Here is a 22,233-nt window from a genome sequence, read left to right as displayed (position 1 = left end):
GCTACTTTAACTGATATCTACGATTACTATCCAAATACATATTAAACTCAATGAGTTGCTGTTGATTATCTAAGTCAATACAAGCATTAATACTGAATTGTAAAGATAAACTATCTGCATCATTTTCAATGAATTGCACATCAACACTTGTGATCCTAGGTTCATAAGTGAGGATGCAACTTGCAATGCTATTCTCTAATTCGGTTTTAAAATCAACCGCAGATTGAGTCGCATCATTTAAATCAGGTATCCCTAGACATGGTGAGCCTTGGCAACCATTCGGCCGACTATTCAGGACATAATTTAAATTTTGTTTAATTGATTCAATGAGTGTATTTGTGCGTGAACGAGAGGAAAAACTCGTATTTTTCCTCTTAATTCGATCGAATAAGCTGGCTCCGCTGTTAGGGGACCAGCCATGATTGAATGACATCACTGTTACTCTTTATCAAGGCGACCAACAAGTGATAATTCAAAGTTTGCGCCCATATATTTGAAGTGTGGACGAACTTGAATTGCGACTTGATACCAACCTGGATCACCTTCAACATCAAGCACTTTAATTTCAGCTGAACGAAGAGGGCGTTTACTACGAACATCTGCTGGCGGGTTTTCTTGGTCCGCAACATATTGTTTAAGCCAGATATTCAGTTCACGCTCAAGGTCTTGGCGCTCTTTCCAAGAGCCAATTTGCTCACGTTGTAGCACTTTAATGTAATGAGCTAATCGGTTGATAATAAACATGTATGGCAGCTGGGTTCCTAACTTATAGTTAGTTTCTGCCATTTTACCCTCTGGGGTATTTGGGAAGGTTTTGGCTTTTTGAACTGAGTTTGCAGAGAAGAATGCCGCGTTATCACTACCTTTACGCATTGTTAGGGTAATAAAGCCTTCTTCTGCCAGTTCAAATTCTCTACGATCAGTAACTAAAACTTCGGTTGGTATTTTAGTTTGTAATTCACCCATCGCTTCGAAAATGTGTACAGGGAGGTCATTGACGGTACCGCCACTTTGTGGGCCAATAATATTTGGGCACCAACGGTATTGTGCAAAACTATCATTGATACAGCTTGCGAGTAAGAATGCGGTATTACCCCATAAGTAGTGCTCATGGTCTTGTTTAACATTTTCGGAGTAGTTAAACATTTTCACTGGGTTTTCTGTTGGGGAGTATGGTAAGCGTAATAAGAAACGTGGTGCCGTTAATCCTAAGTAACGCGAATCCTCTGCTTCTCTCAGAGAGCGCCACTTCGTATGTGCAGGGCCTTCGAAGACAGATTTAAGATCTTTAATCGCAGGTAATTCAGCATAACTATTAATGCCGAAGAAATTAGGGGAAACAGATGATAAGAATGGCGCATGTGCCATCGCTCCGACAGTGCTGACATATTGCATTAACTTCATATCAGGCGCTGTGTTGTTAAATGCATAGTTCCCAACAATTGCTGCAACTGGCTCGCCGCCAAATTGTCCATAACCTGAAGAATAAACGTGCTGATAAAAACCAGACTGAACAATTTCAGGAGAAAATTCAAAATCTTCTAATAACTCTTCTTTTGTTGCATGAAGAATATTGATTTTGATATTTTCTCTAAAATCAGTACGGTCAACGAGTAATTTCAGGGAGCGCCATGATGCTTCAATTTCTTGAAATTTAGGCGCGTGAATAATTTCATCAACTTGGGCGCTTAGTTTGTTATCAAGCTCAACCAGCATTTTATCAATTAATAATCTATTGATTTGTTGGTCTTCTGATTCATTTGCGAAAAGATTACTAATGAAAGCTGCAACGCCTTGCTTTGCAATATCATACGCTTCAGTCTCAGGTGACATACGTGACTGAGCCATGATTTCATCTAAAAGAGAGCCGTTAGATGCTGGGGCTTGTTGGCCTAGAGCTTCTGTATTTAGTGACATGAAATAATCCTCTATAAACATTATTTTTGATTAGCGGCAATATCGAGTTCTTTTAGAAGCTGTTCGCGTGTTTCTTTATTTTCAAGTAATTCTTGAAGACGCTTTCTAAAAGCAGGGACATTGCCTAGAGGACCTTTTAATGCAACTAAAGCTTCTCGTAATTCAAGAAGTTTGTTTAACTCAGGAACTTGGCGAGCAATATTATCTGGTGAAAAATCTTGCAGAGATTTTACATCTAGATTGACATTAAGCTCAGAATCATTGGTGTTTTCAAGTGTATTACGGACGTTGATATTTAAATTAATACCTGCACTTTCCATAACTGAATTGAAATTGTTTTGATTAATTGAAATTGCTTTTCGTTCTTCTATTGGGGTATCTTCAGTTTTACCTGTCATATCACCCACAATCAGCATATTTAAAGGAAGTTCAACTTCAGCCTGAGCTCCACCTGTATTAGGTGTATATTTGATATTAATTCTTTCTTTAGGGGCAACACTACCGAGATTTTTCTTACTCATTTAAGTGAATCTCCTTGTATGAGTATACGATAACTTCATTCCATAAATTCAAATGCCTAAATTAAAAATTAATAATAAATTTAGAGCATACAGTTCCCTACACAGAACAGATTCTATGTTAAGAATTTTTTCCCAGAAAGGTGTTTAAACTATCAAATTTTTATGTTGTATTTTTTAGTTTGTTAATAATATACAAATTTAACTTAGGATCAACATGTAAATTGTTATTTGAATATAATTTCGTGATATTTAGCTTGAAATGTATTCTATTTTCATGGGGTATTTTAGTTGAAAATTTTACTCATAATCTCATAATGCGTATTCATGGTTTATATGGCGATTTTTTTATCAGAATAATGATAAGTATAAGTATTTTTGCACGCTAGATAAATCTTGTTTAAGAAAATTAAGTATGAAAAGTCTGTGATGTAAATCAATTTTTTACAGCATGTAACATATTCATATATTTTTCTTACATAATTTAATTTGATTATCTATTTAATTTTATTAAAGAGAAATGAGATTTATTTTTTTACAAAATTAATATGAAATTTATAGGGGATCATCTTATGTTTTTATATGAAAAGTTTGAAAATGAACGGAAGTATTAATGTTGACATGATGAAGTCATAATTACCTCTTGATTGAGTAAGAAATGAAATTGTAAATCACATAAATTAGGATGATTGGGAAACTCTATGAGGTAAAAGACAAATTTCAACAAGTTATAAAAATAAATATTTTATTATTTGTAACAAACCCTATTCAGCCAATGGAAGAGCCTGGACTATAAATTCAATAACTCTTTTTTTTTAACACCTTAAGGTAAATTTATTATCACAAATGATTATCATAATCATTTGTGGGCAATGTATCAGTTCTATTATTGTAGTTGTCGGCTTCATTAAAATGGAAAAATTTCAAAGTGAATGATAAGCCGAAGGTTTCCTATCTATTAGCTGGCAGGAACATAATTAGTAACTTGTTGAAATTGTTTTATAAAGATAATATTTAATATCTTAATGCCATGGATTTTATCAAGATGAATAAATTATTAGTTCCAGTTTTTTGTATTGTTTCTTTATCTGGATGTGCAGTGACTGAGTATAACTATGTTCCTGAATCACAGAAAATTAGTGAACCCCGAATAGGTCAGGTGAACCATATTACAGTAGGGCAACCCTTAGTAAGAGAAGGCAACATTAGCGAAATAGACGGAATTAAAATATTAAACCCTGTGCAGATAGATTTGGCTTACAAAATTATTCCAGGTGTATTCAAAAAAGTGGGGTCAAGTGATAAAGGCGATTTTTATATGCCAGACCAAATAGTTGACTCTGGTTCGGTCGTTGTTGAGGTTTTAGGGCAGCCTTGGAATTCACTTTTAATTAAAAAAGACTCTACTCCTAATGAGATTTGTATCGTAACAGATGTTAATGTTGCTGTTTGTAGTGATAAGGCACAAATCGAACAAGTAAAACTAAATAATACTGATGGTAACTCATTTGAAGAAGCCTTAATTTTCAATGGGATAAATGGCCATATTGTTGATGTTAGTTATCAGAAAATAGGTTCGAATATTGAGAATCAAGGGTTTGGCGATACTATTCAGTATAACCTCAAGAATAGCGATATTATTTCTTATCGAAATGTAAAATTAAAAGTTATCGATAGTTCAGAAAACTCATTAACCTATACAGTGATAAGTAATTTTTCTGAAAATTAATGTGCTGAACATTAATTAACCAATTGAAAAACAGCGTTAAACTAAATTTAATCTCTAGTTAAGCGCTGTCGCAACATTTTTTCTCCTTTTATCCACATTCTAACTTCAAAATATTTGGATCACATCGACAATTGTAGAATATTGTCTTTTTAGCATACGTCACATACTCTAAGTTAAATTGATTTAATTTAGAGGGCGTTATTTATGATGAATATCCAATCTGATCACCATAGCTTTTTTATTTTATCTGATGACAAGCAAACTCGCATTGCTGAGATAACCTTTGTTTATACTGGCGATGATCTGGTGATTATTGACCATACAGTAGTTGATGAAAGCTTAAAAGGACAAGGCATTGCAAAGTTACTAGTTGCTAAGGTTGTTGAGCGAATGAGAGAGGAGGGTCGAAAAATTATTCCGTTATGCCCTTTTGCAAAAGCAATATTCGATAGAACACCTGAATACAATGATATCCGCCAATAATATTTGCTAATTACTGATGAGGTCAGCATGAGTATTCAAAATAATGATAAAATACTTAATTTACAGTTAATTACAGCACGCTCAAAAGATGTTGGTGGGCTTCCTGTTGCACGAGTTTTACCGACAAGAGAACGTAGACTAATAGGTGCTTGGTGCTTTCTTGACCATGCTGGACCTACGGTTTTTAAAGGGGATTCAGAGGGAATGAAGGTATCACCTCACCCTCATACCGCTTTACAAACATTCACTTGGATGATTGAAGGTGAAGTATTACATCGAGATAGTCTTGGTTATGAACAGGTTATTCGGCCAGGACAGGTCAATTTAATGACGGCAGGTTATGGGATCAGCCATTCCGAAGATACCTACGGAGAAAGTCGCCAATTACATGCTGTACAACTGTGGATCGCTTTACCGGAAGCAGTTAAAGATATTTCTCCACGTTTTGACCATTATCCTACGCTACCTCGATGGTCTGAAGGAGAAATGCATTTCAACTTATTAGTTGGGGAATATGGTACTTATAAAGCACCAACACTGACATTTTCCCCTTTGGTCGGGCTCGATATTATTGCTAAGAAAACCGCTCGACAAGTTTTAACGTTATGCTCTGAATTTGAATACGGTATTTTTGTTGTAAGTGGAAGTGCCGTTATTGAAGGGCAGCAAGTGAATAGTAATGAATTAATTTATTTAGGCAAAAGTATCACTGAAATTTCTGTAGAGCTAGCTTCAGATAGTCATATTTTATTGCTCGGTGGTGAGCCTTTAAATGAATCTGTACTAATGTGGTGGAATTTTATTGGTCGAACTAAAGCGGATATTCATGCTGCTGTTGAGGAATGGAACCAAGGAAACCCACGTTTTGGCCGTGTTTTTAATGATGAACGCAACCCTACACTTGCTCCAATTATGCCATAATCAATTTAAGTAACTTCTTTGTTATTTATTTTAAGCAAACCGAGAATGGCCTTAAATTTAATTTAAGGCTCGTTTTTAGTACTAAGTTTATGAGTTCATAACCTGACTTTTATCGAAAAACTGATAATATGTATACAAAAGGCTATTTTTAAGTCAAAACAAGCCGTAGCCGTTAGAGGTAGACGATAAAAATGAGTAAAAAATACCTATTGGGAATCATTTATTTAAGTTTATTCCCTGTTTCTTTTGCATCATTAGCGTTTCAAGAACAGCAATATAACCCAGTGGTGTTTAATCTGGCTCAGCTTTATGATTTCAATCCTGTTAGAGGTGCTGTTAAGCAAATAAAATCAGTTGTTTATAATGAGGATAAATCAATTAATTATGAATCAATATTAAAAATTGGTCATGATGGTTGTGTGGAAAGTTTTACTTTTGATCAAAAGAAAGATGAGTATTTAAATGGTGCTCATAACTATCTTTTTGTAAAGCGAGTTAAAAATAAATTGATTGGTCGAGATGTTAGTGGGCCTGTCGAAATGGTGATAGGTGATAACTGTCAAATAATGTCTAAAAAAGATTCGAATGGTGAATTAATCTACCAATATAACCAAGATGGCATTATTGCTGGCTCACTGCTTGCTGACACGAAAAAACAATATAGCAAAAATGATTATAATGAATTTAAACTTCCAACAACGATAAAATATTTTAAAGATAATGCAATCATATCAGAGACTATAGTAACTTATGGGAAAGATATGAGTAAGCCGTTTGATCACATGATGGACATACGCGCGTTGGGGCAAACAATATTACTCGTCAATTCTAAGTGTGATTATAACGCTAAGAATATTGCCTATAAATGTGACTTTATTTTAAGTCTTAATTCTAATGGTAATGAGATTAAACTACTAAAAAACAGTACTACTGAAGTCGACTTTTATTAAGTATAGGAGATATTCAATGGCTATTTCTGCAAGAAACCAATTGTCAGGTGTTGTTGATTCAATTGTAATGGGAGCGGTAAATGATGAAGTTATACTCGATTTAGGTCATGGTGAAAGCATTGCGGCAGTGATTACCAAAAATAGTACTAAACAACTCGGTTTAGAAAAAGGTAAACTGGCGACAGCAGTAATAAAAGCGCCTTGGGTTGTATTAGTATCTAACGCTGAAGAGTATAATTTCTCTGCTCGTAATCAATTTAATGGTGTAATTGAATCCATTGAAAAAGGAAGCGTTAATTCTGTGGTAAATTTAAAAACCACTGCAGGAACTTTGTTATCTGCGGTGGTGACAAATAATAGTACCGTAGAGTTGGGGTTAAATGTTAAAAGTAAAGTGACTGCGATTATCAAAGCTTCCAGTGTTATTTTGGCAACTAAGAAGTAGTGCAAAATATTTAAGGGCTGTCATGGCAGCCTTTTGTAATTCGTTTGTAATCATGACGCGCTTTCTAGGTCAATAATTTTAATGTGTTTACCTTTAAGTTCAATAAGTTTCCTTTCAATTAATTTCACTAGTGTACGGTTTAATTGCCTGACAGATATACCAAGCATAGCAGCTAATGAATCGCGATTTTCCAATTTAAATTCAGAACCATACTGGCTTTCGGCAAAAATTAAATAGCGCCTCAATTTATATTCAGCAGAGAATGAAGAGGAAGAGTGTAGCTGTGATGTATTAAAAAGCTTTTTGCTAAGATGTTGACAGATAAACTGTAAAAAAATAGGGGAGTTAAGCTCTTTTTTTTGAATAACCTGTAACGGAAATGCCAGTAAATAACACTCAGTAATTGCCTGTATTGTACTATAGATACGGTTTTTTTTGCTGTCATTATTCTGAAATAACTCTAAATCACCAATAACTGAAAAGGCATTTTCAAATGAAAAAATAACATGCTCACCGTTTATTTCATAACGTTCAACCTGTAGTTTTCCCGCAACAAGAAAGTAAATAAAATTAATTTTGTCATTTTGTGATATTAAGTATTCAGACGTACCTATTTTAAGCAGTTTTGCAGATTTTATTGTTTCCTCAGATAGAATTTTATCAAGCTGATAGAGAGTAAAATATTCTTCAATTTTTTCAGAAGAGGTAATTTTTTTCACTATTTATTCTCTTAGTATGGGTCTTTTCGGATAACAGTATGACATAAATTGGTGTGTGCAATAAAGGACATATGTCCTTTTTAAAATGGCAATAATCCTGCAAGCTTATTCAAAAATAACTCGCAGGATACTAACATGAAAGCGTCTTTAAAACCTTTAAGCGGATTTACTCAAAGTATAAAAACAGCAATTAATGCTATGCCAAAAGTGGAACTACATGTGCATTTAGATACGTGTTTAAGTTTTTCTTATGTTAAACAAGCTATTCCGACACTCACATTTAATGAATTCAAACAAGGTTTTATTGCGCCAACGAGATGTGAGGATCTTGGCGATTTTCTACGTTGTATTGAACCGCAACTTAATATATTACAGACAAAATCTGCAATTGTGCTGGCTGTTGATGATTTGTTTGAGCAATTCAAAATGGATAATGTGATTTATGCCGAAATTCGGTTTGCTCCTTTATTACATACTCAGCAAGGTCTTTCAAGCCGAGAAGTTGTTGATATAACATTAGATGCGATTAATTCAGCAGTTAAAAAGTATGAAATAGAAGCGGGCTTGATTTTGTGTACCTTGAGGCATTTTACTGCCTCTCAAAGTCTTGAAACGGCAAAGTTAGTTGTGGAGTATCAATATCGTGGTGTTGTAGCACTAGATTTAGCAGCAGATGAGGCCCGTTTTTCACTAGGTAATCATGAAATGGCATTTAAGTATGTCAGGGAACATGGAGGGAATGTTATCGCACATGCTGGTGAGGCTTTAGGCTATGAAAGTGTGATTGAAACATTGGATATATTAAAAGTGTCACGTATTGGACATGGGGTAAGAAGTATTGAAAATTCAAATACGATTAAAAAGCTCAAAGCGTTAAATGTATTACTTGAAGTTTGTCCAAGTTGCAATTTAGTGTGCAATGTCTTTGACAGTATTGAAAACCATCCTATTAATGAGTTGAAGAAGCAGGGCGTTAAATTAAATATAAATACTGATGCGCGAACAGTGGCGAATGTAACATTAAATAAAGAATACCAATTATTGCATGATATATTTGGTTGGGGTATTGCTGATTTTACTGAGTGTAATATAAATGCATTACAGGCAAGCTTTATTGAGGAAGAAAAAAAAACCTATTGATTAAAAAGGTATTAAATCAATAGGGTAGAATGAAAGAGAAGGAGGATTTTATCTTCCTTCTCCGATTAGTATCAGATAATAATGAGCATAAATTAAAATTTGCCACATTACGATTGACTGAGATTTATCCTATGCTCATTATTAGGGTAAAATATAATGTAATTGAAAACTAATCATATTATATTTTGATTTTACACTACTTTTGCAATGTGGTGATATAATTGAAATTAGAAAAATATTTTCTAATTTATAGAATAATAAAGATTAAGTTCTAACTTAGAATTATGTTATAAATAGATGAGTTGAAATTATCTATTTATAACAGGATGAGCTTATGCCAGAAATAAGAATTGTTGCGACAGTAATTGCAAAAGATAATGAAGTCGAATTTGTGAAAGCAGCAACTAAATCAATCGTTGAGCCAAGTAATAGGGATGAAGGTTGTCTTCAATATGAATTACATCAAGATAATGCTAATCCAAATATTTTTATTTTCTTTGAAATTTGGAAGGATCAGGAGTCATTAGATAAACATAATGTTACAAAGCATTTGCAAGATTTTATTAAGAAGATAGAAGGTAAAGTCGATTCATTAGATGTGAAATTAATAAGTAAAATTGCATAATGTTAATTAATGATTACTAAATAATAATAAAAAGGAATACAAATGTATTCCTTTTTGAATATGGATTAATTAAAAATTTCAGTGAGATGTATTTTATAATCATTGATATATTTTTCAATATTAGGTTCTTTGATCACGTCGTTAACCATAAAGGTTGGGAATTTTTTCAATCCGAGAAATTGTTGTGATTTATGAAAGGCAAAATAGACTCCATCTACACCTCGACCGTCAAAAAAATTATCAAATTCATCAAATGCATCGATAGGGGCATTCCAATCCACTGAAAGCATATACTTTTTCCATGAAGTAGGCCCCCGGTACCATATTGCTTGCTTGGATTTTGGCGGGTACGGCCATCATTTGCATATAAATGACCGTGACGGAGGGTATAAACGTCATCCATATATTTTTTTACCATCCAAGGCATCATCATCCACCAGCCAGACATTTGGTAATAATCGCATCTGCCTAAAGAAATTTTTTAACCTCATTTTCCTCAGCAGTTAGGTCAATTTACCTTGTGGTGCGGTTAATTAAATTGACATCCAGTTATTCTTCCAGTTTTTTGACTATTCGGCTTACCGCGAAATTTGCTAAATTAAGTTTATCAGCCGCTTTACTAAAACTTTTTTGTTCTACCACTTCAATAAATACACGGGCTTCTTCAGATGTTGCTCTCATAATGATTTTGTTAGCCAATAAGGTGATAGAAAAGGTGTTTATTATAATAACAAAGATAGGCATTAAAATTTAAACTAAAAGTTTTAAAAGATGGAGTTTTATTAGGCTTTTAACCTAATCATATTGGAGTCTGATCTATCGCTTTTCTTAAAAGAACTTTTAATGCTTCTATTTTGTTAAATTTTGACAAAAATCTTACAAATTATAGAATAAGAAGGAATTGGTCATAGGACTCGTAAGCGTTTACGTTAGCCAACGCATATAACTTTTGGCCACACATAGGTTATGTGCTTTGTGTGTCTGTTAACCTTGGAGTCTTTTATGTCACATCAAGACCGTAATTATATTTTAGGTATCCCAAAGTTACCTGCTCGGGCGATGATTTTTCTTGTTCCTTTCTTTTTATCCCTTGTCATGAGTGGAATTGTTTCGCTGATTAGTACCATAAGAGCCTTGGGCTTCACGAGTGACGTGTTTTCACCCTGGTTGAGCTCGTGGATGCTTTCTTGGATGATAGCTTTCCCAACCGTATTTTTTGTTTTACCAATTGCAAGGCGTATTTCATTGATGTTAGTGAAAACCACATAACCGTGTTGATAAAAGTTGCTAATATAATAGTGAATTTATGGGTATTATTTTGAATGGGTTGCTATGTCGATAAAAATTATTGGTTTGTTCTTTATCACTGCGTTGGCTGAAATTGCAGGCTGTTACTTTCCTTATCTTTGGATGAAAAAGCAAGGCGGGGCTTGGCTATTGATCCCGGCAGCCTTAAGTTTAATGTCATTTGTCTGGTTACTCACATTACACCCAGAGGCAAGCGGACGAATTTATGCGACTTATGGTGGAATTTATATTGTCACGGCATTAGCTTGGCTAAAAGTGGTTGATGGTGTTTCTCTTACCGTGACTGACTGGGTTGGTGCTTTAGTCGTACTGATCGGAGCCGGTATCATTATTAGTGGTTGGAAATAGAATTCAGTGTTATCACGTCACCTTAAAAAATTAATTATTTATTTTAAAGTGACGTGGAATTTAAGCCGACAACAGAATTATTTCTTTATGTGGATTTCAGTAAATGATTACTAAATCCATAGTTAAATTTTAAATTAAATACAAGGGTTATTCTTTTCTAAGAAATAACATTATTTTCTTTTACGAAATGTTAATTGAAATGATGTTTAACTTAAATTTTTAAAATGTAACATTTGATCCAAATCAATTTAACAATAAATACTCTATTGGTAGTAATTTTAATTGATGTTTAACTACTCAGTTAATATTAATTAAACTTTTATTTTCACTTTCATTGATTTTAGGCAATATCTAATCATATTAGGCTGCTATTCTCTCACCGATTTATACAAAAAATATAAAGAGGTAGCAATGAACGTTAGTCGCAGAAAGTTTTTTAAAATCTGCGCTGGCGGGATGGCAGGTACAACTGTAGCTGCGTTAGGTTTTATGCCTGGAATGGCAATAGCTAATGTACGTGAATATAAATTACTTCGTTCTAAAGAGACGCGTAATACCTGTACTTACTGTTCTGTCGGTTGTGGATTACTAATATATAGCATGGGCGATGGCGCCATGAATGCTAAGTCCGCGATATTCCATGTCGAAGGTGACTCAGACCACCCGGTAAACCGTGGTGCTTTATGCCCTAAAGGGGCTGGCCTACTCGATTATATCCAAAGCGAAAATCGTTTACGTTATCCTGAATATAGAGCACCAGGCTCTGATAAATGGGAACGCATTAGTTGGGATGATGCTTTCACACGCATTGCACGCTTAATGAAAGATGACCGCGATGCAAATTTCATTGAAAAAAATGCGGAAGGAACAACAGTAAACCGTTGGTTATCAACAGGGATGCTTTGTGCATCAGCTGCCAGTAACGAAACGGGAATGTTGACGCAAAAATTCGCTAGATCGCTAGGAATGCTAGCAGTTGATAACCAAGCGCGTGTCTGACACGGACCAACGGTAGCAAGTCTTGCTCCAACATTTGGTCGCGGTGCGATGACCAACCACTGGGTTGATATCAAAAATGCCGATGTTGTCGTCGTAATGGGCGGTAATGCTGCGGAAGCACACCCTGTTGGGTTCCGCTGGGCAATTGAAGCGAAAAATAATAATGATGCCACACTGATTGTCATAGACCCGCGTTTTACGCGTACTGCATCAGTTGCTGACCATTATGTGCCAATTCGTTCAGGAACCGATATTACCTTTTTATCGGGCGTTTTGCTGTACCTGATTGAAAACCAAAAAATCAATGCTGAGTATGTTAAGAACTATACCAATGCGTCATTGATTGTTAGAGACGATTTTGACTTTAACGATGGCTTATTTAGTGGTTATGATGCTGATAAGCGTAGCTATGACAAAACCAGCTGGAACTATAAGTTTGATGAAAATGGTCACGCATTACGCGATGACACATTACAAGATCCGCGTTGTGTGTGGAATTTACTTCACAAACACGTATCACGCTATACGCCTGATATCGTTGAGCAAATTTGTGGAACGCCAAAAGCTGATTTCTTGAAAGTTTGTGAAATTTTAGCAACAACAAGTGCAGCAGATAAAGCTGGGACTTTCCTGTATGCATTAGGTTGGACACAACATACTGTTGGCGCACAAAATATTCGCACTATGGCGATGATCCAGTTACTGCTAGGTAACATGGGGGTTGCTGGCGGCGGAGTGAACGCGTTACGCGGGCACTCGAACATTCAAGGCTTAACCGATTTAGGGTTACTATCAACCAGTTTACCGGGTTACCTGACATTACCTTCTGAAAAACATCAGAACATTGATAGCTACCTGACTGCGAATACACCGAAAGCGACCTTGCCAAATCAGGTGAATTTCTGGAGTAATTATCCTAAATTCTTCGTGAGTTTGATGAAGTCTTTCTATGGGGATTCAGCACAAGCAGAAAACCAATGGGGTTATGATTGGTTGCCTAAATGGGACCAAGCTTATGATGTGATGAAGTATTTTGACATGATGAGCAAAGACCAAGTGACGGGCTATATCTGTCAAGGGTTTAACCCAGTGGCTTCATTCCCTGATAAGAATAAAGTGGTTAGCTGCCTCAGTAAATTGAAATACCTGATTGTCGTTGACCCATTAGTCACTGAAACAGCGAATTTCTGGCAAAATCATGGTGAGATGAATGACGTTGATACGGCTTCGATTCAAACCGAAGTGTTCCGTTTACCATCAACTTGTTTTGCAGAAGAAGATGGTTCGATAGCCAACTCAGGCCGTTGGTTACAATGGCACTGGCAAGCCGCAGATGCCCCAGGCGAAGCGCGTAACGATGGCCAAATCTTAACCGGTATTCTGTATAAGATCCGGGAATTGTATGAGAAAGAAGGTGGGCAAGGCCAAGATCCTCTGATGCAAATGAAATGGAATTATAAACAACAGTTCCATCCTGAATCAGAAGAAGTGGCGAAAGAAAACAACGGTGTTGCACTGGTTGATCTTTATGATGCAGACGGTAACTTACAAGCGAAAAAAGGCGAGCTGCTCAGCTCATTTGCCTTATTACGTGCGGATGGTTCAACGGCATCTTCTTGCTGGATTTACACTGGTAGCTGGACCGAGAAAGGCAACCAGATGGCTAATCGTGATAACAGCGACCCATCCGGTATCGGTAACACATTAGGTTGGGCATGGGCATGGCCTTTGAACCGCCGTGTGATTTATAACCGTGCTTCTTGTGACACCCAAGGTAAACCGTGGAATAAAGACCGCGTGCTTATCGAGTGGAATGGTAAAAAATGGGTCGGTAATGATATCCCTGACTTCAATGCTTCTGCACCTGAAGTGGGAACAGGGCCATTCATCATGCAACCAGAAGGTTTAGGTCGTTTATTTGCTATCGATAAGATGGCAGAAGGGCCATTCCCTGAGCATTATGAGCCATTTGAAACACCACTTGGCACTAACCCGTTGCACCCGAATGTGGTTTCTAACCCAGCAGCGCGAATTTTTGATGAAGACAAAAAACGTCTTGGCGACCACAAAGATTTCCCTTATGTAGGTACCACATACCGTCTAACAGAGCATTTCCACACATGGACCAAGCATGCTCGCTTGAACGCGATTGCTCAGCCAGAGCAATTTGTTGAAATCAGCGAGACACTAGCTAAAGCTAAAGGAATTGCGTTAGGCGATAAGGTCAAAGTCAGTAGTAAACGTGGTTTTATCAAGGCAGTTGCGGTTGTCACTCCTCGATTACAAACGCTGATGGTGGATGGAAAACCAATTGAAACTGTTGGACTACCGATTCACTGGGGCTTTGAAGGCGCGACTCAAAAAGGGTTTATCACCAATACGTTAACGCCGTCTGTCGGCGATGCTAACTCTCAGACACCTGAGTATAAGGCATTCTTAGTTAACATTGAGAAGGCGTAAGGGAGGGAACATGTCCATGCAATCTCAAGACATTATTAAACGTTCCGCGACCAATAGCATTACGCCTCCGCCACAAGCGCGTGATGATAAACTTGAAGTCTGTAAGCTCATTGATGTGTCATCTTGTATCGGCTGTAAAGCTTGTCAGGTGGCATGTTCTGAGTGGAATGATATCCGTGACGAAGTTGGTCACTGCGTTGGGGTTTATGATAACCCAACGGATTTAAGTGCAAAATCGTGGACGGTGATGCGTTTTAGCGAAACCACTGAAATGGGTAAGTTAGAATGGTTGATCCGTAAAGATGGCTGTATGCACTGTACCGACCCTGGATGCTTGAAATCTTGCCCATCAGCAGGAGCAATCATTCAGTACGCAAATGGTATTGTGGATTTCCAATCAGAGCACTGTATTGGTTGTGGTTATTGTATCGCAGGTTGCCCATTCAACATTCCTCGTTTAAATCCGAAAGACAATCGAGTGTACAAGTGTACCTTGTGTGTTGATAGGGTGAGTGTAGGCCAAGAGCCAGCATGTGTGAAAACCTGTCCAACGGGTGCTATCCGTTTCGGTACGAAAAAAGAAATGTTGGAATACGGTGCAGAGCGCGTAACGAAATTGCAAAATCGGGGTTATGCGCAAGCGGGAATTTATGATCCTGAAGGCGTTGGTGGTACGCATGTTGTTTATGTACTTCACCATGCTGATAAACCTGAACTGTATCATGGCCTGCCTAAAGACCCACAAATTGATACGCCAATCAATCTGTGGCAGGGCATCTTGAAACCACTTTCTGTCGTTGGATTTATCGCGACCTTTGCAGGGTTGATTTTCCACTATGTGGGAATTGGTCCGAACAAAGAAGTGAGTGATGAAGAGGAGAAAGATGACCATGAGTAAGAAAAGCAAAATGATTGTGCGGACTAAGTTTATTGACCGCGCGTGTCACTGGACGGTTGTCATCAGCTTCTTCTTGGTTGCTTTGTCGGGGATCGCGTTATTTTTCCCAACACTGAAATGGTTGACGGAAACCTTTGGTACACCACAAATGGGGCGGATTTTACACCCTTTCTTTGGCGTACTCATTTTCGTCGTGCTGATGTTTATGTTTGTTCGCTTTGTGAAGCACAATATTCCAGATAAGCAAGACTTACCTTGGATCAAAAATATTGTCGAAGTATTGAAGGGCAATGAACATGAAGTGGCTGATGTCGGTAAATATAACGCCGGCCAAAAAATGATGTTCTGGAGTATCATGAGCCTGATTTTTGTGCTCTTGGTCACCGGTATTATTATTTGGCGCCCTTATTTCGCACATTTATTCCCAATGTGGATGGTGCGTTGGGGGCTGTTGATCCATGCTGTTGCTGCGATTGTCTTGATCCATGCCATTTTAATTCATATGTACATGGCATTTTGGGTTAAAGGTTCAATCAACGGAATGATCGAAGGGAAAGTTAGCCGCCGTTGGGCGAGAAAACATCACCCTCGTTGGTACCGTGATGTCGAAGCGAAAGAAGCTAAAGCGGAAGCTGAAAGTAAAAAATAATTTACGCAGCAGACGCTAAATAACTTAAAGCCATCACATTGTGATGGCTTTTTTGTGGGGATATTGGCGAATTTGGTTTTTATTGATGAGACGGGTTTAAATAGTCACTTGCCTTTATGCGATACAGCACATGTTCTTGTAACCAATGGCCATCAGGGAGTGCAGGGTGATAAAAATTATTTGGGTGTTTTATCATACCAAGTCTTTGCATTACGGATTCTGATGGTAAATTGACCACAGCGGTGAACGCAACGAGCTCTTCTAGTTTTAGTTGTTCAAATGCAAATTTGATCGCGGCGTTAGCCCCTTCAGTCGCATAGCCGTGACGCCAATACTCGGGAAGTAAACGCCAGCCAATTTCAACACAAGGGGAAAAGGGCAGATTAGCAGCAGGAATATTTAAACCAATAAACCCAATAAATTGTTTGTTGGATTTCAATTCAACAGCCCATAGTCCCCATCCTCCTTGTTGAGCAAATTTATCTATGATGGTTTCCATAAATTGTGCATTTTGCTGCTCATTTAGTACTGAAGGAAAATAGCGCATGACATCGGGGTGGCTATTCATTTGGTAAAGTGGTTGCTTATCTTCTTCTTGCCAGCCACGTAACCGCAAACGTGCAGTTTCTAATCCAGTGATTTTCATGCCGACTCTTTATTAAGGCGCATGTGCAGAATAGGGAATGGATTGCCTTCACCATCTAATTCAGAACGTGCATATTGTTTAAAACCCATATGCTGATAAAACCCGATAGCTTGAGGGTTTTGTTCGTTAACGTCCAACTCAGTAATACCTAAGGTATCAATAGCATATTGAAGAAGTTTCTTCCCTGTGCCTTGGCCTCTATTTTCTTGAGAAATAAATAACATTTCAAGACGGTGTTTATCGCACCCTAGAAAACCGGTCATATTGCCTGCGCTATCGAATGTCACAAAAACAGCTAAATGTGGTAAATAAATATCTTTGATAGCAATTTTTAGTTCAGCAATTTTTTCTTCAGTTAAAAAATGGTGAGTTGCCCTCACTGAAGACTCCCAAACACGAATAATATCATCATCGTGTGCACGTGTAGCGCTTTGGACTATCATTATATTGTCTCCGTATATTGACTGGAAAATATTAACTTTTGCTTTTCTTATGTCAACCGCTGGTTTTAAATTTACTTTAAGGTTGTTTTTGAGATATTTATCGCAGAAAAAAAAGTCAACTTCGTCATTATTAGATAAGTTACGGCGTAATTTTCTCGCCAAATTTTTTATATAGCGATAAACGTATTTTTCTTTGTTGATTTAATCGTAGGGGTATCTTAATGAAATATAAATTACTAACTCTCTGTTTATCCGCGGCATTATTAACACCTATTGCACCTGCATTGGCGAATACAGAGACCAAAGCAGATATGGTTTTGGATCAAGTTTTAGTCCTTAGTCGCCATAATTTACGTACACCTATTGTAAATACCGGTATTCTTACTGAAGTAACTGATAAAAAATGGCCTGCTTGGGATGCACAAAGTGGATACCTCACAACGAAAGGTGGCGCACTTGAAGTCTATATGGGGCATTATTTTAGGGAATGGATAGACCAAAATAAATTACTTGCAGATGAACTGTGTCCAACGAGTAACGAAGATATATACCTTTATACAAATAGTCTACAAAGGACGATAGCAACTGCCCAATTTTTTGCAGCAGGAGCCTTTCCTGGATGCAAAGTAAATATTCATCATCAGCCTGAAATTGGTAAGATGGACCCTGTTTTTAACCCAATTATTACGAATGCCTCTCCTGAATTTAAGCAACAGGCACTCGCTGAGATGGAAAAATATTTTAAAGGTTTATCACTAACTGCGGGTTATGAAGAATTAGATAGTGTATTGAACATTAAAGATTCTCAAAAATGTAAAACAGATAAGTTATGTAATTTAAATAGTCAAAAAAACAGTTTTATTATTGAAGCAGAAAAAGAACCGGGCGTCAGTGGTCCATTAAAAATTGCAAATTCAGCGGTGGATGCAATAGACCTTCAATACTATGAAGGTTTTCCTGCAAATGAAGTCGCTTGGGGGCTTGTGAATACCCCTGAAAAATGGAAAAAACTGAATACGTTAAAAAATGCTTACCAAGAAACGTTATTTACACCAAAAATTATTGCCAAAAATGTCGCACATCCAATATTAAATTATATCGATAAAGGTTTTGTTTCGGTCGATAAAGGAGAAACCGCAAAATTTATATTCTTAGTCGGTCATGATTCGAATATTGCGTCATTGATGTCAGCAATGGATTTTAAGCCATATCAATTACCAGAGCAGTATGAGCATACCCCGATTGGGGGGAAATTAGTATTCCAACGCTGGACGGATAAGCAAGCTAATAAAGATTTTATGAAAGTAGAATATGTTTATCAAACAGCAGATCAGCTGAGGGATAACACCTATTTATCATTACAGACCCCTCCTAAACATATCACATTAGAGCTAAAAGGGTGTCCAATTGATAAAAGCGGCTATTGTTCTTGGGAGGATTTCCAAAAAGTCATGGCGACAGCCCTAGAGCAGTAATAACAAAGCCTAAGTGTCCCGCTAACTTGAGTGGGGCATTATTTTTTGGGATGATAGCTAAATTATATTTTCGGTTTATGAATCTCTTATGTGGACAAAACAGTCACGATGCCTATTCAGTTTTTACAGCTAAATCAAATTAGTATTGCAGATCTTATCGCATTAAATACTCATCCAGCCGTACTCGAACATATGCCTTTAGGGAGTAATCAATTCGATGAACAGGCCTGCCGTCAGTGGGTCATAGGAAAAGAGCAGCATTGGGAGCAATATGGCTATGGCGTATGGGCCATTATAGTTGATGGCCAGTTTGCTGGTTGGGGAGGGCTACAAAATGAAGCGGGCGATGCGGATTTAGCTTTAGTTTTACATCCTAAGTTTTGGGGAAAGGGAAAATATATTGTTAATAATATAATTAATAAGGCATTTACATCATTGAAGGTTGAGTCAGTCACGATACACTTACCGTTAACACGTAAGAAAGTATCAGCAATTTTGCGTTATGGTTTTATTGAGGAAGCCATCGTTGATTTTGACGGTATTCCTTTTAAGCGTTTTAGATTAAAACATTCATCAGTTTTATAGCATAAAAAAACCCTGCTAAAAAAGCAGGGCGTGAAAGTCACGAAAATGTTTATGAGTCTTTAATTTACCCTAAATGAGTGCATAAATAGCCTCATAAAGTGTGTGTCTTTGCTGTTTTTTGTAACAATCATTAAGGCTAAACCTTTTATTTGTAAAATGCGTTTATTTGGCAGCAAATAGCACTTTAGCCTTTATTATCGAACGACTAATACGCTAGTTTTCGCATAGCGAACTACTGATGCGGCATTAGAACCGAGCAAATAGGTTGACATACTCGGGCGGCGCGAACCTAATAAAATTATATCGGCGTTAATATCTTCTGCTGTTGCCAAAATTTCGTCTTTAACGGAACCGACGGTTGCTTTTGCCTTTACTTTATCTGCAGGGATATCAAATAATTTAATTTTTTCTTTTAACTCGCTAAGAATGATTTCAGCTTGTTTTTCATCATCAGGGAAGTCCCCTGGTAAGATTGTGCCACCGTAGCGCAAATAATTTGAAATTGGTGCGGTTACGGCAAGAAAGTGTACTGTTGCATCGTTCAATTTTTGTAGTGAGTTAACATGAGGAACTAATAAATTAGTGAGAGCATCTTCGGTTACATCGATCGGTACTAAAATTGTATTGTACATAATATCTCCCTTTTTCTTTTATATTATAAGCTTAGACCAATATCATACATTATGAATTTGATTATTAATAGTAATGAATTTATTGGTGAAAGGGTGTGAGCAAGTAGCCGTAATAAGATTTTTTATCAAAAAATAGAAGTGCCCGATGTCATTATAATGAGCGACATCAGGCAAATGGTGGGAAATACTAAGTCAGATTTATTTTTTTACGCAGGCTTCTTTTAAACCAGCTTTACAGGCTTGAGCTAGATATTCAGCTGCAGATTTTTCGTTTATTTCAATTCCTTCACCACTTTCTAGCATTTTACCTACTTGATATTGCGCTGGTGGGAATTTTTTATCAGCAGATTTTTTGAACCATTCAAAAGCCGTAATATAGTTTTGTTTTACACCAATACCTTGATAGTAAAATTGGCCCATATAATTCTGAGCTTCAACATTGCCTTTATTGGCTGATTTTTCAAACAGATCCATGGCAGTTTCGAGGTTGGCTTCAACACCATTACCGTTTAAATACATATCACCTAAAAATAACTGAGCATCAGAATTACCTTTATTTGATGCCATCGTTAGCCATTTTTTTGCTTTACCATAGTCCTGTTTAAGCTCATTCCCAAGGTAATAGCCAATTCCCAACATGACTTGCGCTTTTATATCCCCTTTTTGTGCCTCCTGTTCGATACGTTTGATGGTTTCTTTGGGAACTGCAGCAACACTTAGGTTAATTGAAAAAGCACATAAAATAATAAATGAGAGAATTCTAAGCATGATTGATGTCTTATATTAGCGTTGTTTATTTCTATTTTTTAATAAAATGTCTCGATGAGATTTACTGTCAACAAAGTATATTATACAAAGAGAATTTACATCAAAATACGTAATGTAAAATAAGCTACACGCTCATCTTTTTACGCATTTTTAGGATAATTGATTACTTCTATACTCTACGATTTTAATTGAAAAATATCAATATGTAATAAAAATTACAATATATTGAAGTATGAAATTTAATGTTTCTTAGTCATTTTATGTGTTTATTGTAACAAGATCTTAATAAAGAAAGTGGTTGAAAAATCATATAAATCAGGTGGTAATATAAGTAAGCTTTGGGTGATTATTTTAGAAAAATATCTTATGCTAATAAAATCTCGATATAAAACACATAAAAAGTGAAAAAATAAATTAAATAGTATGTGCTATAAGAAAGGTGTGAATCGAAATTTACAGAATTCACACCTTCAGCAATATGCGAAAAATTTTTACTTTAACGGCTTAAGAAAGCTTATGACTCAAATAATGGCGTGGGTTTTCCGTTGTCATCAATTGCAACAAAATTAAACTGGCCATGTATTACTTCTTCACGACCATCTGAATACATATCTTCTAGAAAAATCGATACGTTGACCGTTAAACTGGTTCTTCCGACTCGAATAACTTTACCTACTAACTCAACAATGGTCCCTGAAGGGATTGGGTGGGTAAAGTTAATTTTCTCAGTTGATACCGTAACGAGGCGTTTACGGCTAAACCGTGTTGCGGTAATAAAAGAAACTTCATCCATCCAAGCTAGGGCGGTACCACCAAACAAAGTACTGTGGTGGTTAGTCGTTGTTGGAAATACGACTTTAGAGACGCGAGAAATGGATTGCTCAATTTTTTGTGCGATGACATCGTCAGCGATGGAGCTCATGGTCTGCCTTACAATTGTTACTGGGTGTATTAGAAATGTTAAAGACCAAGTGTAATACTCCTCTCAATTTAATTCAGCAATAAATGTGAAGTGAATCGTTCCAGTTGAAAAGTTTTTTCATATTTTCGTATTTAGGAAAAATAGGGGGAAATATTAAAGACTCAAAACTAGACAATGAGCCTTTAAATTGCTGAAAAAAGATGAGGGTTAATTATCTAAATATTCGGCGCTCATGCGAACTGCTTTTGCATTGCTGCCACTTTTAACGCAAGAAACTAAAAACGCATTAGATTCAGCCCAAATAGTGGCAGAAAAATCTTCGCCATCAATATCTTTTTCAATGGTAACAGGGTATTTTTCAACGCCTTCAAGCCATTCGATTAACCCTGATTTACACGTTGGAAAGTCGTCTTTTGCTATTGAGCCATTTAAAACAGGCACGGCAATTTGTGGTTTATTGTTGTCAGCAATCATGTCCTCTAATTGCTCTACGGTATACGTTTTTTCAGCGAAAGCAGTGGCGCTTAATAGTGAAATCGTTATTGCTAATAGTAATTTATTCATAATCACTCCATTTGATTTAAGTTTCGAATACTAAGCAATAGAGCCACAATAGGCAATAAAAAAACCCTTCATATAGAAGGGTTTTTGTG

General features: G+C 36.6%; 24 protein-coding genes and 2 pseudogenes. 14 read left to right on the top strand and 12 right to left on the bottom strand.

The genetic code is table 11. From position 1 onward, the window contains the following. Position 1: 1 nt before the first annotated feature. The 3 genes from tssE to tssB are packed head-to-tail and all read right to left on the bottom strand — an operon-like array spanning position 2 to position 2,438. Complete coding sequence (gene tssE, locus PSF31_RS07125) at positions 2-433, bottom strand: type VI secretion system baseplate subunit TssE (protein WP_096864202.1); 432 nt, start codon at positions 431-433, stop codon at positions 2-4. Between the two features lie 5 nt (positions 434-438). Then, positions 439-1,917: a type VI secretion system contractile sheath large subunit gene (gene tssC / locus PSF31_RS07120; protein WP_096864201.1), complete on the bottom strand. Its 1,479-nt coding sequence runs from the start codon at positions 1,915-1,917 to the stop codon at positions 439-441. Positions 1,918-1,937: 20 nt separating this feature from the next. After that, a complete protein-coding gene (tssB, locus tag PSF31_RS07115) occupies positions 1,938-2,438 on the bottom strand; it encodes a type VI secretion system contractile sheath small subunit (RefSeq protein WP_004255987.1) in 501 nt (166 codons plus the stop codon). 1,042 nt (positions 2,439-3,480) lie between these two features. Here tssB and PSF31_RS07110 point away from each other — a divergent pair. The 5 genes from PSF31_RS07110 to PSF31_RS07090 all read left to right on the top strand — a co-directional run bounded on the left by PSF31_RS07110 (position 3,481) and on the right by PSF31_RS07090 (position 6,963). Beyond that, positions 3,481-4,164, top strand: a complete 684-nt coding sequence (locus tag PSF31_RS07110; protein ID WP_232062947.1) for a hypothetical protein — start codon at positions 3,481-3,483, stop codon at positions 4,162-4,164. A gap of 204 nt (positions 4,165-4,368) precedes the next feature. After that, on the top strand, positions 4,369-4,647 hold the full coding sequence (locus PSF31_RS07105) for a GNAT family N-acetyltransferase (protein ID WP_004255982.1): 279 nt from the start codon (positions 4,369-4,371) through the stop codon (positions 4,645-4,647). A 27-nt stretch (positions 4,648-4,674) separates the two neighbouring features. Beyond that, positions 4,675-5,568 carry a pirin family protein gene (locus PSF31_RS07100; RefSeq protein WP_096864199.1) on the top strand — a complete coding sequence of 298 codons (894 nt, stop codon included), beginning with the start codon at positions 4,675-4,677 and terminating at the stop codon, positions 5,566-5,568. Positions 5,569-5,759: 191 nt separating this feature from the next. Continuing rightward, the gene (locus PSF31_RS07095; protein WP_096864198.1) at positions 5,760-6,518 is read left to right on the top strand and encodes a YnfC family lipoprotein; all 759 of its coding nucleotides are present in this window, start codon (positions 5,760-5,762) and stop codon (positions 6,516-6,518) included. Between the two features lie 16 nt (positions 6,519-6,534). After that, positions 6,535-6,963 carry a TOBE domain-containing protein gene (locus PSF31_RS07090; protein ID WP_004255976.1) on the top strand — a complete coding sequence of 143 codons (429 nt, stop codon included), beginning with the start codon at positions 6,535-6,537 and terminating at the stop codon, positions 6,961-6,963. A 50-nt stretch (positions 6,964-7,013) separates the two neighbouring features. Here the strand turns inward: PSF31_RS07090 and PSF31_RS07085 are convergent, their stop codons facing one another. Further along, complete coding sequence (locus PSF31_RS07085; RefSeq protein ID WP_096864197.1) at positions 7,014-7,682, bottom strand: Crp/Fnr family transcriptional regulator; 669 nt, start codon at positions 7,680-7,682, stop codon at positions 7,014-7,016. A gap of 135 nt (positions 7,683-7,817) precedes the next feature. Here PSF31_RS07085 and add point away from each other — a divergent pair, with 135 nt between their 5' ends. Further along, positions 7,818-8,822, top strand: a complete 1,005-nt coding sequence (gene add / locus PSF31_RS07080) for an adenosine deaminase (RefSeq protein WP_232062948.1) — start codon at positions 7,818-7,820, stop codon at positions 8,820-8,822. Between the two features lie 334 nt (positions 8,823-9,156). After that, the gene (locus PSF31_RS07075) at positions 9,157-9,447 is read left to right on the top strand and encodes a putative quinol monooxygenase (RefSeq protein WP_004255970.1); all 291 of its coding nucleotides are present in this window, start codon (positions 9,157-9,159) and stop codon (positions 9,445-9,447) included. 65 nt (positions 9,448-9,512) lie between these two features. On the opposite strand, the pseudogene PSF31_RS07070 reads toward PSF31_RS07075, so the two are convergent. After that, positions 9,513-9,901 (bottom strand): annotated as a pseudogene (locus PSF31_RS07070) (NAD(P)H-dependent oxidoreductase); the annotation flags it as partial. A 98-nt stretch (positions 9,902-9,999) separates the two neighbouring features. Then, a pseudogene (locus tag PSF31_RS07065) lies at positions 10,000-10,128 on the bottom strand (helix-turn-helix domain-containing protein); the annotation flags it as partial. A 321-nt stretch (positions 10,129-10,449) separates the two neighbouring features. On the opposite strand from PSF31_RS07065, the gene PSF31_RS07060 reads away from it, so the two are divergent. The 5 genes from PSF31_RS07060 (at position 10,450) to fdnI (ending at position 16,109) form a co-directional block, all read left to right on the top strand. Further along, on the top strand, positions 10,450-10,716 hold the full coding sequence (locus PSF31_RS07060) for a DUF2798 domain-containing protein (RefSeq protein ID WP_004255963.1): 267 nt from the start codon (positions 10,450-10,452) through the stop codon (positions 10,714-10,716). Between the two features lie 63 nt (positions 10,717-10,779). Continuing rightward, positions 10,780-11,103 carry a YnfA family protein gene (locus tag PSF31_RS07055; protein WP_096864196.1) on the top strand — a complete coding sequence of 108 codons (324 nt, stop codon included), beginning with the start codon at positions 10,780-10,782 and terminating at the stop codon, positions 11,101-11,103. Positions 11,104-11,514: 411 nt separating this feature from the next. Then, positions 11,515-14,562: a formate dehydrogenase-N subunit alpha gene (fdnG, locus tag PSF31_RS07050; protein ID WP_096864195.1), complete on the top strand. Its 3,048-nt coding sequence runs from the start codon at positions 11,515-11,517 to the stop codon at positions 14,560-14,562. A gap of 10 nt (positions 14,563-14,572) precedes the next feature. Then, entirely contained in the window at positions 14,573-15,460 is an 888-nt protein-coding gene (gene fdxH, locus PSF31_RS07045; RefSeq protein WP_004909723.1) for a formate dehydrogenase subunit beta, read from the top strand. Beyond that, complete coding sequence (fdnI, locus tag PSF31_RS07040; RefSeq protein WP_004255903.1) at positions 15,453-16,109, top strand: formate dehydrogenase-N subunit gamma; 657 nt, start codon at positions 15,453-15,455, stop codon at positions 16,107-16,109. The genes fdxH and fdnI overlap by 8 nt, the downstream gene beginning before the upstream one ends. A 79-nt stretch (positions 16,110-16,188) precedes the next feature. Here the strand turns inward: fdnI and PSF31_RS07035 are convergent, their stop codons facing one another. Together PSF31_RS07035 and PSF31_RS07030 are read right to left on the bottom strand one after the other, a co-directional pair. Further along, the gene (locus PSF31_RS07035; protein WP_096864194.1) at positions 16,189-16,755 is read right to left on the bottom strand and encodes a GNAT family N-acetyltransferase; all 567 of its coding nucleotides are present in this window, start codon (positions 16,753-16,755) and stop codon (positions 16,189-16,191) included. Beyond that, a complete protein-coding gene (locus tag PSF31_RS07030; RefSeq protein WP_036957876.1) occupies positions 16,752-17,198 on the bottom strand; it encodes a GNAT family N-acetyltransferase in 447 nt (148 codons plus the stop codon). Before PSF31_RS07030 ends, PSF31_RS07035 begins: the two co-directional genes overlap by 4 nt. Positions 17,199-17,419: 221 nt before the next feature. Between PSF31_RS07030 and agp the strand changes: the two genes are divergently transcribed. Both agp and PSF31_RS07020 read left to right on the top strand, forming a co-directional pair. Then, complete coding sequence (gene agp, locus PSF31_RS07025; RefSeq protein WP_004255892.1) at positions 17,420-18,673, top strand: bifunctional glucose-1-phosphatase/inositol phosphatase; 1,254 nt, start codon at positions 17,420-17,422, stop codon at positions 18,671-18,673. Positions 18,674-18,763: 90 nt separating this feature from the next. Further along, a complete protein-coding gene (locus tag PSF31_RS07020) occupies positions 18,764-19,258 on the top strand; it encodes a GNAT family N-acetyltransferase (RefSeq protein ID WP_226617109.1) in 495 nt (164 codons plus the stop codon). 194 nt (positions 19,259-19,452) lie between these two features. On the opposite strand, the gene PSF31_RS07015 is transcribed toward PSF31_RS07020, so the two are convergent. From PSF31_RS07015 to PSF31_RS07000, 4 genes are all read right to left on the bottom strand, one after another. Then, on the bottom strand, positions 19,453-19,890 hold the full coding sequence (locus tag PSF31_RS07015; protein ID WP_004255887.1) for a universal stress protein: 438 nt from the start codon (positions 19,888-19,890) through the stop codon (positions 19,453-19,455). 198 nt (positions 19,891-20,088) lie between these two features. Then, on the bottom strand, positions 20,089-20,658 hold the full coding sequence (locus PSF31_RS07010) for a tetratricopeptide repeat protein (RefSeq protein WP_004255883.1): 570 nt from the start codon (positions 20,656-20,658) through the stop codon (positions 20,089-20,091). A 514-nt stretch (positions 20,659-21,172) separates the two neighbouring features. Continuing rightward, positions 21,173-21,580: an acyl-CoA thioesterase gene (locus PSF31_RS07005; protein WP_004255881.1), complete on the bottom strand. Its 408-nt coding sequence runs from the start codon at positions 21,578-21,580 to the stop codon at positions 21,173-21,175. 207 nt (positions 21,581-21,787) lie between these two features. Continuing rightward, positions 21,788-22,144 (bottom strand): hypothetical protein, encoded by a 357-nt coding sequence (locus PSF31_RS07000; protein ID WP_094960759.1) that lies wholly within the window; start codon positions 22,142-22,144, stop codon positions 21,788-21,790. Positions 22,145-22,233: the final 89 nt, after the last annotated feature.

It is taken from the genome of Providencia sp. PROV156 (assembly GCF_028480905.1).
Lineage (GTDB): Bacteria > Pseudomonadota > Gammaproteobacteria > Enterobacterales > Enterobacteriaceae > Providencia > Providencia hangzhouensis.
This window is presented reverse-complemented; position numbering and strand designations above follow the sequence as displayed.